The following is a 17,397-nucleotide window of genomic DNA, read 5'->3' as shown; positions in this document are numbered from 1 at the left end:
TTTAGTGTCGAATTACGGAAAATACATTCCAATTAAACGAATTTTAATAAACAAAATTCGAGTAGAGATGGGGCGTTTCTAACACTTTTCACCACAGAACGAAAGAGCTGTACGCGTAGATCTTCGCATACAGCTCTTACTTTTTTATCTTGAAAGTCTTGGAATGAGAGACATTAAAATAATATTGTCTGTAGTGTTAACAATGTTTTATGGTTCCGTTATTCTGAAATCTTCATTCCTTATATTGATCGTAAAAACACTTGAGTTCATTTTTGTACTGTTTATGCCAAGGTTTGTCTTTTCCGCAATAATGGATTAAAACGGTGTTGCGGCGAATCCAGTCGATAGAGTGTTTTCGCTTAGGGATCAGTTTCGAAAGTTCATAATAGCGGGCATCATAATTGTATTTCAGGCTGTCTGCCGGCTTGATTTTATCCCAATATAAAGCATTCAATACATCTTGGTCTGGGAGAACGAGTTTTAATTTGTTTTTTTCGATAAACTGGTAGATCTCTTCGATATTCACTTCTTTTCGGATAGACGCCATGTTCATCAACAACACACCTGTATTAAAATAGCCCTTCGCATTTGGTGTACGCAAACGCAATTTGTTGATTGCCCGCGCCATTTTAGCGGAATGTTCGTGCTCGGCAGCGACAAATAAGCAATTTTCAAAATCGGTCCAATAAAAATCTGTGATCGGATTAATACAAACAATATCCGGATCAAGATACAATATTCGATCGACATCCTCCGGCAAAAATTGATAAGCGGCCAGCCGATAATACATTTCGGATGTGTAGTGCCGAAATACAGGTGCATCTTGAAACCATTTCGAATCTACGAATATGGGAGTGAAACGATGTCCTTTTGAGATTATGTATTGCTCCAAAGTTTTTATGTCTTGATCCGGTATGTCGGAATATAGAAGATAGATGGAAAATGACTCGTTTTTGTTGTTGCAGAACAGTGAATGTAATAGTACTTTCAGCGGGGGTAAGTAATTGGCATTCAGTGTCACAAGAATGTTCATCATGTGCATACACCCTTACGAATTTACCTTTATTAAGAAAAACAAAACAGTCTTATATCATTTTATTATAAAATGAAAATTTTTTCATAGATGAGAACTAATCTAATATGGGAAAATCGTTTGTTTTGAACGAGAAAAGGGGAGTATAGACAAGGGGATCCGGGGGCATTTTATTTCTTTGGTTTCTAAATTATTTTGGAAAGTTGAAAAGGTTCTTTTTAACCGTTCATAGATTGAAAGAAGATTGTGAGATTTGTTCATTCATAAGGGGTCATAAGTACCCCTTCAGCAACAGCGATAACATAGTGTTTTTCATGATATGGAAAAGATTTATTAGATTCATAATGAAAGAAAAGGGCAAGTCGCGCCCCTTTCTTTTCAGCGTATAAAGTTAGCGTATGGTTTCCTTTAGTTTGTTTCTGATTTCGTCGGCTGCAGCCGTCATGTTTTTTAAAGAGGCAATCGCTTCTTTTTCACTTCTTGTTTTTAAACCGCAGTCAGGGTTAATCCAAAATTGGCCGGGATCCAACACTTGTAATGACTTTTCAATAATAGCGGCCATCTCTTCTACAGTTGGTATTCGAGGGCTGTGGATGTCATAAACGCCTAGTCCGATTCCTTTGTCGTACGTTTGTTTTTCAAAGACAGGGATAATTTCGCCATGGCTTCTGGATGTTTCAATTGAAATCACATCCGCATCCATTTTGCTGATGTCTTCTAAATAAGAAGCGAAATCGCAATAGCACATATGAGTATGAATTTGCGTTGTATCTTGGACTGTTGAGGTGGTGATTCGGAATGCCCGCACGGCCCAATTCAAATAGTTTTGCTTGTCATGATCCTTCAAAGGCAATCCTTCCAGCAAAGCGGGTTCATCCACTTGGATCATCGCAATGCCTGCTGATTCCAAAGCTTCCACTTCTTTTCTTAAAGCGAGCGCAATTTGTTCGCATACTTCTTGACGAGGTTTATCATCGCGAACAAACGACCAGTTTAAAATCGTCACCGGTCCCGTAAGCATCCCTTTTACAGGCTTGTCCGTTAATGATTGTGCATAGACGCTTTCTTTCACGGTCATTGGCTGCAAAAATTCTACATCGCCGTAAATAATAGGGGGACGGACACAGCGTGAGCCATAGGATTGGACCCAACCATTTTCGGTAAAAGCGAATCCCCCCAGTTTCTCCCCAAAAAACTCCACCATATCGGTTCTTTCAAATTCACCATGAACCAATACATCCAGTCCGATCTCTTCTTGTAGACAAATCCATTTTTGAATTTGCTGCTGAATAAACTGTTCGTACTGCTGTTCATTCCATTCGCCTTTTTTCCATTTTTGCCTTGCCTTACGGATATCAGCTGTTTGCGGAAAACTGCCGATAGTCGTTGTCGGAAGAATAGGGAGGTCGAACGCTTCTTTTTGGACGGATTGGCGAATGGAATAAGGCGATTTTCTTTTCGCTGATACATGTTGTAAGTTTTTTTGAGCTTGCTGTACACTTTGGCGATGTCTTTCCGAATGGTTTTTCCATGTATGGATGATTTGTTGGTTTTCTTGAAAATAAGCGTCATCCACCCCATGTTGATCTCTTGCCAGGAACACAATTTCGGTTAATTTTTCATCCGCAAAAGACAGCGATTGTTTGATGATTTTGTCTAATTTTATTTCGTTCTTCGTCGTTACCGGTACATGAATTAAGCTGCAAGAAGGTTGAATCCACAGCATCGATTCCGGAACGACAGAAGTGATCTTTTCAATGAGACTACGTTTTTCCGCCAAATCAGACCGCCAGATGTTCCGTCCGTCAATGATGCCAGCCGCGAGCACTTTATTGGCGGGAAAGCCATGAGTAAGCAGTGATTCTAAGTTGTTTTCGCCGCCATGGACAAAATCGAGTCCGACTCCTTGAACCGGCAAGTCCATAAGCTCTTGATACCAATCGACGGAATCAAAGTATGTTTGCAGCATAATTTTTAAGTTTGGTGCCGCCTCATGCAATTGATGATAAATGAACTGGATCGTTTTCATTTCCTCTTTGGAAATAGAAGTAACGAGAATAGGTTCATCGATTTGCAGCCATTCTACCTTTTCATTTTGCAATTCCTGTAAAATTTGTTCATAAAGAGGAAGAAGCTGCAAAATAAGGGCAGGGAGCTCTTTTTCCTTATATCCTTTGGACAGTTTGATGAAGGTATATGGCCCGATCAGTACAGGTTTTCCTAAGATTCCAAGTTTCCTTTTTGCTTCTTGGTACGCTTTCAGCGGCTTGTTTTCAATGAGTCTTGGTTGGGCGTTGTTCCATTCAGGCACAATATAATGGTAGTTTGTATTGAACCATTTCGTCATTTCGCAAGCATGCGCAGTGTCGCTGCCGCGCGCCATGGCAAAATAAACAGAAAGGGGAATGTCATTTCCTTTCCAATTAAATCGTTCCGGTACTAATCCAAACATAGTTGCCGTGTCCAACATTTGATCGTAAAACGTAAAATCGCCGACGGGGATTAGGTCGATCCCGATTTCATGCTGTTTTTTCAAGTGTTGATGCCGAATGGATTCCATCGTCTGTAGAAACTGGCTTTCATCCACTTGGCCTTTCCAAAATTGTTCCAATGCTTTTTTCCATTCTCGATTTTCACCAATACGTGGATAACCAAGATTGCTTGATTTCATGTGTTTTTTCACTCCCTCATTAATTTCCCCAAATAAAAAGGCATTTCTAACGTTCGATAAGGAGTTAGAAATGCCAAAAAAAGGGTGTAAAATACCCTGTTTTTTCCATTCATAACACCTCCCTATCTCCCGTAGGTAAAAGCAGTGTTGTCAGAACAGGCAGGTCTCCTGACTTAAGGGTCATCGCTTTTTGCCGACCTTCCCAGCCTTTTCGGCCAGTGGCTGCATCGGCATTGCTCGCCTCTTACAGTGGCGGGACCGTGCCGGATTTGCACCGGGCTTCCCTTTTCATCCAAGGACAAAAATCGTCTTTGGAACCTGTTCCCACAATATTAAATTGTAAAAAAATAATTTATATTATAAATTATAGAAAAACAGTAACGTCAAGATATCATGATCGGTGGTAATTGTCAAGGGAGCAAAAAATAGGAGAGTGAGGGTTCACTCTCCATCGAAAGTAGGATCTGTTAAGCATTTTTTCAATCGATTTCAGAATGGTTCGTTAAAGTTTAATGAGCCGGTTTTTTTTCACCCAATAAAAAGATCTTTGTCACAATCCGAGAAATTAAGAATGTGATCAAGTATACGATCAAAATGTGAAAATAGTTCACCCCGTCAAATACGACTAATAAACCAAGGCTGGCCAAAATCGGTTTCACGATAAAAGCGAATACACAGGCGGTAAGAAAGGAATAGAGATAAAAATTTTTATTGTGATTCAACGTCCATTGATAGACGAGCATAAAGACGACCGGAACAAGGGAGGCATCCAATGAAAAACTAGGAAAGTAAGGAATGGCTTCATAGGGATATCCCCATAATCTTGTCCTTACCCCGTATGTATCAATATATGCAAACCAAGCATGTATATTAAAGCCATAAAATCCAATTAAAAAAATTTTCTCTCTGTCTATCGTAAAAGCTAAAACAATTAAAGGAACGATAAGCATTAACACAACCACCCAAAATTGCCATGTATGAAAACTGGAATATTGTGCCCAATAGTCTGCATGTAAGATACTTACTTTTTGTTGTAATTTTGTTACATAATCAAATAATTGCTGTTGATGTTGGTTCATAAAATCCCACCTTCCTGTTCGTTTCTCTATATTTATGGTTACCTAAAAGACGAAAAATAAACGACATGCACTGAGGAAATCATTAGATTCATAAGATCTTTGATCCCACATGAATCATCTTTTTTTCTCGTTGCAGATGATGGAAAAGTAGAATTGGGAATAAGAAATAAAAGGAAAAATTACCACCGCAAAGAGAAGATTTCGAAAGTTGAAATGAACTCTCCGCTTCCCTATCCGGATTGAACAGATCAGGAAAAGATGTTATATGGTCGTTATGGGAATGAAGATCAACTACGGATGACTTGGCGTAAGAACAACGGCCCCACGATTAGTTCCACTAACCATCGGGGAGGATGAAAAAACTCCCCTGATGGAATTTTTATTTTATACAAATCGGCATTTTATAGCCCACAGCTTGAAAATTGGAAATGGAGGGGGGAAACTCTACGGTTTTCAGCCCGCATTTGCCGTTTTGATTAAAGGCTTTCAAGTGATGAACGTGGATATTTTGAACTCCGGCACCAATCTGAATGGCCAGAGGAGCGGACTGGCGGATGGTTGAATGGCGAATGGTGACATCATCTGCCCGCTGTGGGCCGCCAAAGATCTTAATATCAGCACCTGCTGTATGAAAATTCCGTATCGACACATGATTCAACACGATATTACGCGCCCGATATTGAATGGCGATCATAGGATTTCCCTTGTAGTCATAATCCGGGTCGCCTATTAACGTAAAATGGTTGATGACTACGTTCCGATAGGCAGAAACAACCAGTCCCCTGGGGGAAGAATGCTGATATAAATCTGTATAGATCGGCGCGATTGACACCATCATTGTCGCCTTTATGTTATAAGCCGTCTTTGATTCGGGATCCGAGATTTTATGGTGTCCGATATGACGGAAGTTATAAGAACGGTTATCGTGGACGGATAAATGTCCGATGATGTAGATGTTGGATGCTGCCGAAGCATTGTGGTGGGCTTTAATTTCTACGCCGCCGAAGCATCTTGACGTCGAGTTATGGACGAGCCATATGTTTCTGGATCCATCATCTACTTCGATGCCGTTGGAATTGGATATCCCTTTTGGATGGGCTCTTCCGCTTGGATCGCACATGTGGCTGTTGGAAATAAAAACGTAGTCGCTGTGATGAGTGGTGATTCCATCATCGCCAAACCCATATCCGTTTAATTGGTCAAGCCAAATGTACCGGCTTCGGCCTCGGGCGCGTTTTCCGTCTCCTGCGTAATGATAGCGGGTTGAGGACACATCAAAACAATGCAGGCCGGGGTTAATAGCTTCCACCTGTTTGACCCATCCATATTTGACATTGGCGAATGTGAAGCAGCTGGAGCTATGCCCGCCCGCGCTCGTACGCTCCATGTTCCCGAGCCGTTCTATATTCCAGTCTAAACTCATCCCTTTTACTAAAATATGGTGATTCCCTTTCCGATGGTTGGCATTCGTCACTAATCTTGTCGCGATGGGGGCATCAGGATGAAGCTTGATGATTGTGATCCCTTTTCCTTTTCCAATTAAACATGTCCAAGAAGGCAGTTTGATTCCTCTTATTAAAAAATTACCTTCCGGCACGTACACTATTACCCGCCCGTTCCCAATCGCTTTTTGAAACGCTTTGGTATTGTCGGTTTTTCCGTCTCCTATAGCTCCGTAATCTAACACATTTACGATCCTATCAATCTTGGACATTAAATGGATGTATTCTTGATCTAAAAGGTTTTTCCATGTTGGATAAACAAAACCGTTCTCATCAAGATCTGTCTCCCATGAAATATCGTTCCTTTTTTGGGCAGGTAAAAAGTTTGTTGTTTTTTTGATGGTGGAAAGCACAGAAGCGATGAAAGGATTTCGTTGCTTTCTCATGCTGCTGTATTGATCAAAAAGTTCATCGGTTTCCTTGATGGCATTTTTCAAATCTGTTTTCGTATCCAAAAGGTTTGCAATCAAATCTTTATTTTTGATAGGATCGTGATTCTTATCTAAGCAAAGCAATGTTTTCACTCCCTTGAAAAACTTGGCGACAAGGTTCATGTATTTTGTAGTATTCTCCATTTGGGCTTATATAACCTTGTAACAAGAAGAAGGATTATTTTGTTTTCAAGTTGTATTCATCCTTTAAAATACTTTCTTCTTGTTTTAGGAGAAAATCAATTTATAAGCTTATACCCGTTTTCTGCCGGAAACATATATTGACAAAAGCGGTTCATTTGCGGGCATTTGCTTTTTTTCCCGAACAACCGATTGCAAGACAGTTCCATAGTTTAAGAATCGACGTGTACACGGTTGCTGACAGAGAAATTTGACAAGAATGATCAATAGGAAATGTACTTTTTTTAGCAAGTTGTTTTCAAGTGCAAATTTATTTCATTTTAGATGCCTTATGAGAGGGAGAGTTCAACCAGCAGCGATCAAGAAAAGAATCATCGCCGTTTCAAAAAGATGGTGGGAAGAAGTCCATATTATAAGAATAGGGGATTATGTTTATGTTGAAAAAATGGTTAGCAGCAGCTTGTATCATGATTTTGACATTATCGGGATGTGCCGGCAGCGGCAAAGAAAATTCACGGAATGATCAAGATCGAATTCAAGAAAAAGTTTCCGACACGGACAAACACGAAATTCGATATCGTTACCCGTTGACTGGGATCTGGACTACCCAAAAGCCTAGTGATCGCGCAGTGGCTGTGGTTATCAATAATCATCCGAAAGCTCGGCCGCAATCAGGGCTTCAATCAGCTGATATTGTGTATGAAGTGCTGGCCGAAGGTGATATTACTCGGTTTCTGGCCATTTTTCAAAGCCAAAAGCCCGATAAAATAGGGCCTGTCCGCAGCGCGAGAGATTACATGATTGATTTGGCGAAGGGCTACGATAGCCTGTTTATCGCTCACGGCTATAGCCCGGAGGCGAAACAAATGCTCCAATCGGGCTTGATTGATAATCTGAATGGCATTCAGTATGATGGCACTTTATTTAAACGGTCAAAGGACAGAAAGGCGCCCCACAATTCCTACATCACCTTTGAAAACATTCAAAAAGGAGCTGCCGAAAAGCAATTCAAAATGACTCCTGCGCCTAGGCCGCTCCCTTTTTATACGGATAACGAATCGAAGCATCTTTCCGGACGTAAGGTAGAGAACGTTCATATTGCTTATTCCAAATATTCACTTTTTAATGCAGATTATCGATTCGATGCTAAAACGAAAAAAATGGAACGCTATTCCGGTGGAGAGCCAACAATGGATGCAGAAACGAAAAAACCTGTTTTAGTGGATAATCTGTTGATTATCGAAACGATCCATCGCGTTATTGACAGCAAAGGGCGAAGAGAGATTGATTTAACTTCGGGAGGAAAAGCCTATTGGATTCAACGGGGCGTGTGCCGAGAAGTGGAATGGAGAAACGAAAACGGCAGGATTTTGCCGTACGAAAACGGGCACTCTCTTCCATTCGTTCCCGGCAAAACATGGATCAATATTGTCAAAAGCCTCGATTCCGTTTCCTTTTCATAGGCAGCATTGAGCTTCATTTATAAGGGAGGCTTTCTTCAAAAATGGGAAAGAAAGGCCTCGGCAACCTTTTTAAATAAAGCTTAAAACGGAATCACCTGGATGATGACGGCTACGATGATCATGACAATGGTGGAACCACATGCCCATTTTAAGAAGGCTCGCTGCAAATCGCCGAATTCTTCGCCGACCATTCCAACCAGTAAATAGGTGGAGGGCATGACGTATGGTTTTAGAAAATCCAGAAAGTTTCTCTAGCAGTCGCCTTCTCCGACAAAATATCATGATAGAAACGTTTGCGACAAATTCTTACTCGGCTCTGGATTCCACGTTCTCCTTGACACGGCGAATAATTTATCCCGCTCTCTTAAAATTGGAGACTCCTGATTTTTGATTGAGCGTCTTGATTTTTCGTTCCAGCCATGCAGATGTATATCATCACAATATCTATTTTTTGGGAATTAATCTTATCTTGAAAGGGGAAAAGTATTCGGCAACGATGTAATAGCAACAGCCATTTCGGGTCTTTAACATTATAGGTGATTCCTACCATTTCCGCGAAAAAGAAAAAGCAGTCATTTATCCTTCGTGGTTGTCGAATTAAACGTTCATAATGTGGGGAATATCATCTCGTTGAAATTGGGTAATTTCAATTTACTTTCGCAAACAACTAGGCATTGTTCAAGAAATACATTTCTCCATTGCCTGATCTGATTCAAGTGAATCCCATTGAGAGAGGAATTTCATTCATCGTTTTTCCCTTTTTAGGACCTTTAGTACGAGCTGGAATTTATAATCTGTTGTATATCGTTTTCTCCATAAACCTACTTTAACGCCTCCTTATTTCGTGTCTAGTTTTATGGGGGGACTATTATAAATTGTTTTAACAACATCTTGCCTTTTTTAAGCAACAACAAGACTGTTTTTTTTATGTGCGCCCGGCATGTACATGAACTATAGGGTGTAAGTCCCGAACCCCGAAGACAGAAGTAGAGGTTAGCCAAGAGCAAGGGTGTCCGTGGTGACGCGGAATCTGAAGGAAGCTGGAGGCAAAACACCGGTCCGAGGAACACGAACCTCATATAAGGCTAGGTATGATTGAGTGAGTTTGCATAACAAAACAAAGCTCTTTCTGTCGAAGGTCATATCGAGTAAATGAGGCGGATAGATGGTGTGAAAGTGCATGTACTTACCCGGGGAGGTCTGGCGGATATGTGAAGTACTCTTCATAACCTACTTAGTGATAAGTAGCTGAACCGTCAGAAGTCAGCAGAGGTCATAGTATTAGTTGGTCTAGAACAACTAAGAAGGACCGAACAATTAAGAGAGAATAGCCCTTGGTATTCAGTGAGTCATGATGAACACAGAAAACGTAGTACCTCACTTGAGGGAGGAAGCGGTGAATCCCGTGGGAGACCTCTTGGAGGGTGGAGTGACCACTGGCATAAAGAGAACAGCTATTCACGGAAGTTATAAAGACTTGCGTCAATGATCTTAATTGAACCGCCGTATACGGAACCGTACGTACGGTGGTGTGAGAGGACGGGAGTTAATCGCTCCCTCCTACTCGATTTAAATTCGAATTTTCCTGCAATTTTATAGACAAATTATGTTATTAAAATTATTCTTTTGGTATGAAACATAAATTGTTTTTTATCGCAATGTTTGCAAGAAAAACTGAGATAATTTTTCTTGATGAACCATTTACAGCGTTAGACCAAAAATCCCAAGAAATAGCGATAGATTTATTAAAAACATATAGCAAAAATGGGGGAGCGATTTTATTTGTTAGCCACTTGAAAGATTTACAGCGTGAACTAGCAAATAAAATTTATTTAATGTCAAATGGAAAATTAAAGGAGATGTAGCGATGAGGATAATGTATTCTATTATATTTATTGTTTCTTTAATTATAATTGCATACTTTTCTAAGACGAATTATATAAATCAAACGTCAGGAAAAATAATTGTAGCAGTTGCTTTTGGTTTTTTAGTTTCGTCAATTTTAAATATTTTTAAAAAAAGAAAATGATGCGGTTTTCTGAAATCTTTCCCTTTCAGACAAGTTAGTTTAGTATACAATAACATCATCTTCATGAATAAGATTTTTCTGATGTACTGAATGTTAATCGACTACCAAGGTTGTCGATGTTTCTAAACCAAGATGATGTGACCCGACACCAATTGCACGGCGAGGAGATAATGGATTTGGAAAATGAAGTTCCAAACGAGTCTTCCGTGATTAGGTCATCTTTCGGGCAGACACCCCTATTCTTCACCATTTTCATTCGTGCTGGTATTAGAACTTGTTCACTTCGTTGGTATAGTTGAAACAATTCGGTGGTGAACTTCCATCTCTTATTCGTGAAACGCGCCAACTGACATGGATACGGACTGTTTCGATAGACTTTATGTTTATCCGTTTGTTCATAACGGAGGGCACCAGGCTGTTCTTTTGTTTGCGCCTAGAGGAATTAATTAGGAATTTATTCCAGCAGATTCCCCCATCCTTCGTCGATAATCCGTGCAAAAGTCTATCTTTTACGGGAATATGATATTGAGCCATTGTTGCATACCACCTTATATTTGGCGGTTATTGTTTGTTCTATCAAAGGGAAGCAACATGGCTCTTTTCTTATTTCTCTTTTTACACAATTATACGGACTAAACTGGATCTTGTTCTGATTGTTGGGGTGTAATTGTTAGTGGAAATTTACAAAAGGTATCTTAAAAACAAGTCAATAGCCATCTACTCACCCGTGAAAAGAGTTGGGGGCTGACCGTTACAATACTTTCCGAACATCAAACAATTCACTGACAATAAATCCGGACTGAGGAAAATGCAATCCAAGCTGCCATGCTCCGACTCCTCTTAATCGATACCTAGGGAATAATAAAAGCTTCGCTACGCGTGCTCGGGCATCTTCATACCAGACAATAAGCCTTCTCCCATTTTCATCGCGGAACGTAAAATGGGGCTGTTGGTATTCATTTGAATACTGGATGGGCACTTGGTGAGAAGAGGCTAGTTGTATGGCCATATCAACCGAAACAGCACGGGCGCTTTGGACGCTTCCGTTTGACATAGTCCATTCATATCCGTAACGCGGAAAACCTAGAATGATTTTGTTTGAAGGCATTTGGTTGATGGCATATTCTATGGTTCTTTGCACTTCTTGAATAGGGGCAACAGGTCCTGGAGGAGAATCAGGAGTATGCCAATCGTAGGCCATGATAAACGTGAAATCAACAACTGATCCAATCCCTCCATAGTCGTATCCTCTCAACCAAGGAATTTGATCGTCCGTTTTTGCTGGAAGGGCGACAGAAAGATAATAACGGCCGCGATCTTTCAAACGTTGATTTAAAATCCGAAGAAATCCAGTAAATAAGTCTCTTTCTGTTTCAGCCACTCTTTCAAAGTCGATGGTCACCCCTGAATAATTTTTTTGTGTTACAAGCGTGACAATTTCATTCACAACCCTGTTTCGGATCTGCGGGTTTGACAATACTTGGCGGATCAATGCTGAGCTGAATCCTTCTGAAGTTAAATTCGTAATGGTGGCAAGCGGGGCTACCCGAAACGAGCGAGATGTTTGAATGGTATAACGATCATTTAAGGTGCTTAAAGCGACTCCGGGCAAAATGTGATATTCAAACATGGCAAAATACGTACTGATGGTAGAAAAAGACCTGATCAGCTGTTCATCTTCCGTAGGTGTACCAGGATAAATAAAACTTAAATCTTCAGTTGAATATTTGGGGTGCGATGGTAAATAGAGGCGCATTCCAGGATAAATGACATCGGAAGTTAATCGATTGGCAGCTCGGATCGTTTGAACAGATAAAAATGCTTTTTGAGCGATGGTATAGAGAGAATCTCCCGGTTGAACAATGTAGGTGGAACTTGGAACAACTATATCTTGGCCGGGGACTAAACCTCCCGGATATACCCCGTTTATTTCTTGCAGCCTTTGAAAAGAAACCCCGTAATTTTGAGAAATCGAATAAAGTGAATCTCCGGGCTTCACGACATGGATAAAAAACATGGCCTCTTCTCCTTTCATTGTATAAATATGTTCAGAAAGAAAAAACATGTAATGATTTTGGCAAAAGCAATGATTCTTCTTGTATTGTCAAATGAATGCGAATTCAAGGAGAGCGGTATGACAAACATGATTTTTTAGAGACTTTTTAATCTCATGTCTTCGTGTTTACGTTCATGGAAGGCTAACATGTTGAAGAGTTTTACGTACAATCTTTCTTTAGTTTGCTGAAGCAATTTAGGCGAATCCAAACCGATGACTTTATAGGAGAGATCTTTTGTTTATGGAAATTTAGTCATATTTTTACTGTTTTTATATATTTTTTACATAATAGATATTTGAATTTTTACAAATCGTCTTTAATCTATTAATAGATTTTTTTTCGTGAAAAAGATCGAAAGTTTTACTTGATTTTATTTCATGCAACAGTTGGATTTAAAAGGTTCACTACTGATATTCAGCGCCGGGAAGGAAACGAATGATATGCGGCAAGCATGCGACCTTGCCATAAAGCAAACCGATATCATGCTTGTCCGACAGTGGCTATTATCGGTTTTCAACAAGATTTCACTGCTGTAGAAATATGTATTTTGCTGCAATTTTTAACAAGGTAGTTGCTTGACCTTTAAAGATATGGAACATGACGTTGACAACAGCTACGAACGCTCCAGCCATTGCGAAAGAAGAGAGGACAAAAAATCGTTTCATTCCCAGTGCGTTCATCCATTCAAAATGAAAGGCTGGCACATAAAGTTCCAGCCTCTTCTAATGTTTTGGCAAGATTGCTTTCGTTTTAGATGCCGCTTTTTCTTTCTACTGTAGGTGATGAAATAGGGGGTTATAAAGGGCTGCTTTCATTATAATCGTGGAAGCGAGTATGATGGATTTTCCGTTTTTCTACTATTATATATGTCATGATTTGAATTTCCTGTTGTGATAAGATTTTTGGATGAGAATAGGTATTTTAGCCCCGTCCGATTATCGAAAGCAACAAAGGAAGGTTAGTTGTATTGTCCTAATGGTCATATCGATGGAATGCCTAGTGTCATTGGTACTGATTCGTAGCACAAACGTTAGCTTATTCAAAAATGATGTTGAAAAAAATCAAAACAAAAAATCTTGGCAGCAGATGTCGAAACGTCTGTTTACAGCACATTTTGATCACTAAGAGGATACGTCTCTATTTTTTTCTAATCCGCTTTTTGTAGGGGAATCGATTAGGTGATTTTTAGAGTAGAATGACAAGAAAAATTCGTTTTGAAAAACCATCCTCCCGTTAGTGGCGTTCACGCAGCAAACTAAAGCCAGAGACAAAGGTTCTGTTCTAAGACCGAAACAAATTTTTTCTGTATTTATGAGGGATAGCGAAAGGGATAATCTCGCACAGGCATCAGGTTTTGATCTTTTATTCTTGATTTCTTGCTAAAGATGGACGAACAGCACGGTGGACACGGTATCCTAAAATGTTTTGATACAAACGGGAAAGATTCATATGTTCATGAAGCAATTCTTCCACTTGGGGATCCACGGGGTCTGAGATTTGATACTCCGGGTAGTCATCTTTTTCTGGAGAGTTTTTTTGAAGTTCCGATTGAACGGTGTTGGAAAAGATAACGGCAGCTTCGGCAAATCCGGAACGATGCAAGTGTTGGATCCATTCGGTCTCTAAAAATACGTTGGATATTCCGTAAACTCTTTTCATGTCCTTCAATTCCAACGGCTGGAAAGGTTTTTCTGCTGTCATTTCAATCATCAATAAAACTCCGCCTGGTTTTAACACTCTACAGTATTCTTTTAGAGAATCTGCAATGTTTGTAAAAGCCGTAACGGATTCGGAAAGCACAAAATCAAAGGAGGCATCTGAAAAAGGAAGGCTTTCTACATTCCCTTGAATCGCATGAACGGGAAGTCGTTCATCGGAAAACCTTTGTTTGGCTTTTTGAATCATTGTCGGATGATTGTCTAAAGCCGTGACCGAACATCGAAAAGATTTCGAAAGAAAGGCGGCCGTTTGGCCCGTCCCGCAGCCAGCATCCAAAATTTTTGACCTCCGGCTGATGTTCTCCTTCTTCAGAATCTTTCTCGTTAACGCCAGCCCTCCTGGATGAGCACCGCCAATTCCATAAGCGGCAAGAGCGTCCTGATATGTTGGTTTCACTATTTTTCACCCCGTTAGCGCAAAATATATCATCATGCTATGAAGAACAGCCGCTTAGAGTGATACGTTTTGCGGATGAGCATTTAAAAGGGCCGTAACATTGGTTTGCAGTTTTCAGCCATAACGTCCGCTGTATGGCTGAATTTTGAAATGGAAAAATTATCTAAAGGTTTTTGTTTGCATAATGGCTGTAAACGTTGTATAAATGAGATTAAAAGAAGTAATTACATTCAATGCTTCCTATTTGTAAAATTGCAAGTACAGTTTGTAAATTTTGTCTAAAAATATATTTTCAATTTCTTAAACAATGTATTATAATGGTCATTAGAGTTTTAATCCGAAGGAGTGAAACAAAGTTGAATATGGAAAAGGTAGGAAAAAGAGGGTTGTTTAATATGAAACTCTCGTTTTTCTTTTTAGCTGTGATTTTGTTCTGGATTAAGACGTATATTGCTTACAAAGTAGAATTCAACCTTGGCATTAACAATAAAATACAAGAATTTTTGCTTTTTATAAACCCCATTAGCTCCGCTATCTTGTTTCTTGCCTTTGGATTGTTTTTTAAAGGGAAAGGAAGAAATATTGCGATTATAGTTATCAATTTTCTTCTTTCCTTTTTACTGTATGCAAACATTGTCTATTACCGGTTTTTCAATGACTTTATTACAGTGCCGGTTTTGACGCAGGCAAAAACGAATAGCATCGGAAATTTGGGAGACAGCGCATTTGCGTTGATGAAGCCGTATGATGTTCTTTATTTCTTGGACACTATCATTTTGATTTTACTGGTTGTCTTCAAAGTGGTAAAACCACAAGGGAAAATTGGATGGCGCCCGGTTGTTGGTGTTTTTATGTCCGGTTTTATCATCTTTATGGTCAACTTGGGACTGGCGGAATCAGATCGTCCAGAACTTCTGCAGCGTACGTTTGACCGCAACTATATTGTGAAATACTTAGGTATGTACAACTACGCTGTGTATGACATGATTCAAAACGTCCGTTCTTCTGCACAAAGAGCACTGGCGGACAGCTCGGATATTGCGGATATTGAGAATTACGTAAAATCCAATTATGCAGAGCCGAACCCGCAATATTTCGGTAAAGCAAAAGGAAAAAATGTCATTTTCGTTTCGCTGGAATCGTTCCAGAACTTTATGATTGACTATAAATTAAATGGACGAGAAGTAACACCATTTTTAAATTCGTTGGCTCACGACAACAATACGTTTTATTTTGATAATTTCTTCCATCAAACTGGACAAGGGAAAACGTCTGATGCAGAATTTATGATGGAAAACTCGCTGTTCCCGTTACCTCAAGGGTCAGTTTTCACGAATAAAGCTTTGAATACGTACCAAGCCACTCCGGCCATTTTAAAAACGCATGGATACACTTCCGCGGCTTTCCATGGCAATACGAAGACGTTCTGGAACCGCGATGAAATGTATAAATCGTTGGGGTATGATTATTTCTTTGACTCTGCCTATTATGATATGAATGATAAAGACGTGCTAAACTATGGTTTGAAAGATAAGCCGTTCTTTAGAGAGTCCATGCCTCTGTTAAAGAGCTTGAAACAGCCGTTTTATGCGAAATTCATCACGCTTTCGAACCATTTTCCGTTCCCGTTGGATGAGGGGGATACGGACTTTCCAGCAGGAGATTTTGGAGACTCGATTGTCAACCATTATTTCCAAACAGCTCATTACATGGATGAAGCGTTAAAGCAATTCTTTGACGATCTGAAGAAATCGGGTCTTTACGATAATTCCATCATTGTGTTGTATGGTGACCATTACGGAATTTCCGAAAACCATAACGATGCAATGGCTAAAGTAATGGGTAAAGAAATTACTCCTTTCGAAAATGCCCAATTGCAACGTGTGCCATTGTTCATTCACGTGCCGGGTGTTAAAGGTGGAGTAATGCATGAATATGCCGGTGATGTTGACGTTCGTCCAACGATTCTTCATTTGTTGGGAATTGATACGAAAGATTACATCGAGTTTGGAACGGACTTGCTTTCTAAACAACATCGCCAAATTGTTCCGTTCCGAAACGGCGACTTTGTAACACCTCAATATACGTATGTAAGCGGAAAATGCTACAGCAATGTTACTGGAAAACAAGTGCCAAACAAAAATGCATGTTCGCGTCCAAATAAACAAGTAAAAGCTATGCTGGATTTTTCCGATCGAGTAGTATACGGAGACTTGCTACGTTTCCACCATCCAAAAGGATTTAAACCAGTAAATCGTGCAGATTATGATTACTCTGTCAAAAAGACAGAACAAAATATAAAAGAAAATAAATAAAGGATTAAAACTTTCATCAGATGAGAAATCACCTCACTGATGACGTGTTGAATATGTCTCCCTCCCTTGTAACAATTCAAGTTGTTAAGGGAGGGAGATTTTGTTTTTCTGTATCCGTGGGCATAATCACATCTATAGGAATCGGCTTTTGTTTCATTTGTTTTGCGAAGGCAGAATGAAACAAAAGCCATTTTTTTGACTCTGTACTGAATGAAGTAGAGGTTTTATTTATCCTTAAGTTTTATGTGATTGAAATATCCAACTCGCTTTTTAATATCTTTGACTTGCGATAAGGAGAAGGGGAAGAGTGTGGGTTATTTATGATGGAACGCTTAAGGAATAACAGAGAGGCATATGGAATCGAGGGATCATCCGTTGGCGGGAGGAAGAATACTGTGTTTGCGGGAGGAGAAAACGGAATAACAAAGGCGTATTTGGCAATTAGAAAATGTAGTAAAATGGCAAATAAGTGATTCATCAAACTAAATATATTTCACTACTTCAATGATTGACATGGAGCCTCCGCGGTCATGATTTTTTGCAAAGGACAGCGTCTTAGAA

9 protein-coding genes and 1 riboswitch are annotated in these 17,397 nt (G+C 39.7%); of the genes, 3 read left to right on the top strand and 6 right to left on the bottom strand.

From position 1 onward, the window contains the following. Positions 1-232: 232 nt before the first annotated feature. From N1I87_RS17260 to N1I87_RS17245, 4 genes are all read right to left on the bottom strand, one after another. Positions 233-1,036 (bottom strand): glycosyltransferase family 8 protein, encoded by an 804-nt coding sequence (locus tag N1I87_RS17260; RefSeq protein ID WP_341103094.1) that lies wholly within the window; start codon positions 1,034-1,036, stop codon positions 233-235. Between the two features lie 388 nt (positions 1,037-1,424). After that, on the bottom strand, positions 1,425-3,704 hold the full coding sequence (gene metE, locus N1I87_RS17255) for a 5-methyltetrahydropteroyltriglutamate--homocysteine S-methyltransferase (RefSeq protein ID WP_341103092.1): 2,280 nt from the start codon (positions 3,702-3,704) through the stop codon (positions 1,425-1,427). 141 nt (positions 3,705-3,845) lie between these two features. Further along, positions 3,846-4,041: riboswitch (cobalamin riboswitch) on the bottom strand. Positions 4,042-4,213: 172 nt separating this feature from the next. Further along, complete coding sequence (locus tag N1I87_RS17250) at positions 4,214-4,783, bottom strand: CBO0543 family protein (protein ID WP_048624291.1); 570 nt, start codon at positions 4,781-4,783, stop codon at positions 4,214-4,216. Between the two features lie 379 nt (positions 4,784-5,162). Next, positions 5,163-6,839, bottom strand: a complete 1,677-nt coding sequence (locus N1I87_RS17245) for a glycosyl hydrolase family 28-related protein (protein WP_445285721.1) — start codon at positions 6,837-6,839, stop codon at positions 5,163-5,165. A gap of 452 nt (positions 6,840-7,291) precedes the next feature. Here N1I87_RS17245 and N1I87_RS17240 point away from each other — a divergent pair, with 452 nt between their 5' ends. Next, entirely contained in the window at positions 7,292-8,320 is a 1,029-nt protein-coding gene (locus N1I87_RS17240; protein ID WP_445285701.1) for a DUF3048 domain-containing protein, read from the top strand. Between the two features lie 1,643 nt (positions 8,321-9,963). Continuing rightward, complete coding sequence (locus N1I87_RS17230; RefSeq protein ID WP_053083266.1) at positions 9,964-10,185, top strand: hypothetical protein; 222 nt, start codon at positions 9,964-9,966, stop codon at positions 10,183-10,185. Between the two features lie 915 nt (positions 10,186-11,100). On the opposite strand, the gene N1I87_RS17225 is transcribed toward N1I87_RS17230, so the two are convergent. Both N1I87_RS17225 and N1I87_RS17220 read right to left on the bottom strand, forming a co-directional pair. Next, complete coding sequence (locus N1I87_RS17225; RefSeq protein ID WP_341103086.1) at positions 11,101-12,366, bottom strand: glycosyl hydrolase family 18 protein; 1,266 nt, start codon at positions 12,364-12,366, stop codon at positions 11,101-11,103. 1,402 nt (positions 12,367-13,768) lie between these two features. Next, the gene (locus tag N1I87_RS17220; RefSeq protein ID WP_341103084.1) at positions 13,769-14,521 is read right to left on the bottom strand and encodes a class I SAM-dependent methyltransferase; all 753 of its coding nucleotides are present in this window, start codon (positions 14,519-14,521) and stop codon (positions 13,769-13,771) included. A gap of 362 nt (positions 14,522-14,883) precedes the next feature. Here N1I87_RS17220 and N1I87_RS17215 point away from each other — a divergent pair, with 362 nt between their 5' ends. Further along, positions 14,884-16,836 (top strand): LTA synthase family protein, encoded by a 1,953-nt coding sequence (locus tag N1I87_RS17215; RefSeq protein WP_341103459.1) that lies wholly within the window; start codon positions 14,884-14,886, stop codon positions 16,834-16,836. The last annotated feature ends 561 nt before the right edge of the window (positions 16,837-17,397 follow it).

Origin of the sequence: Bacillus sp. FSL W8-0102 (assembly GCF_038007225.1) — a bacterium.
In the GTDB taxonomy this organism is placed as follows: Bacteria; Bacillota; Bacilli; order Bacillales; family DSM-4216; genus Bacillus_O; species Bacillus_O smithii.
Note: the sequence above shows the minus strand (reverse complement) of the source record. Positions and strands in the feature narration are given on the sequence as shown.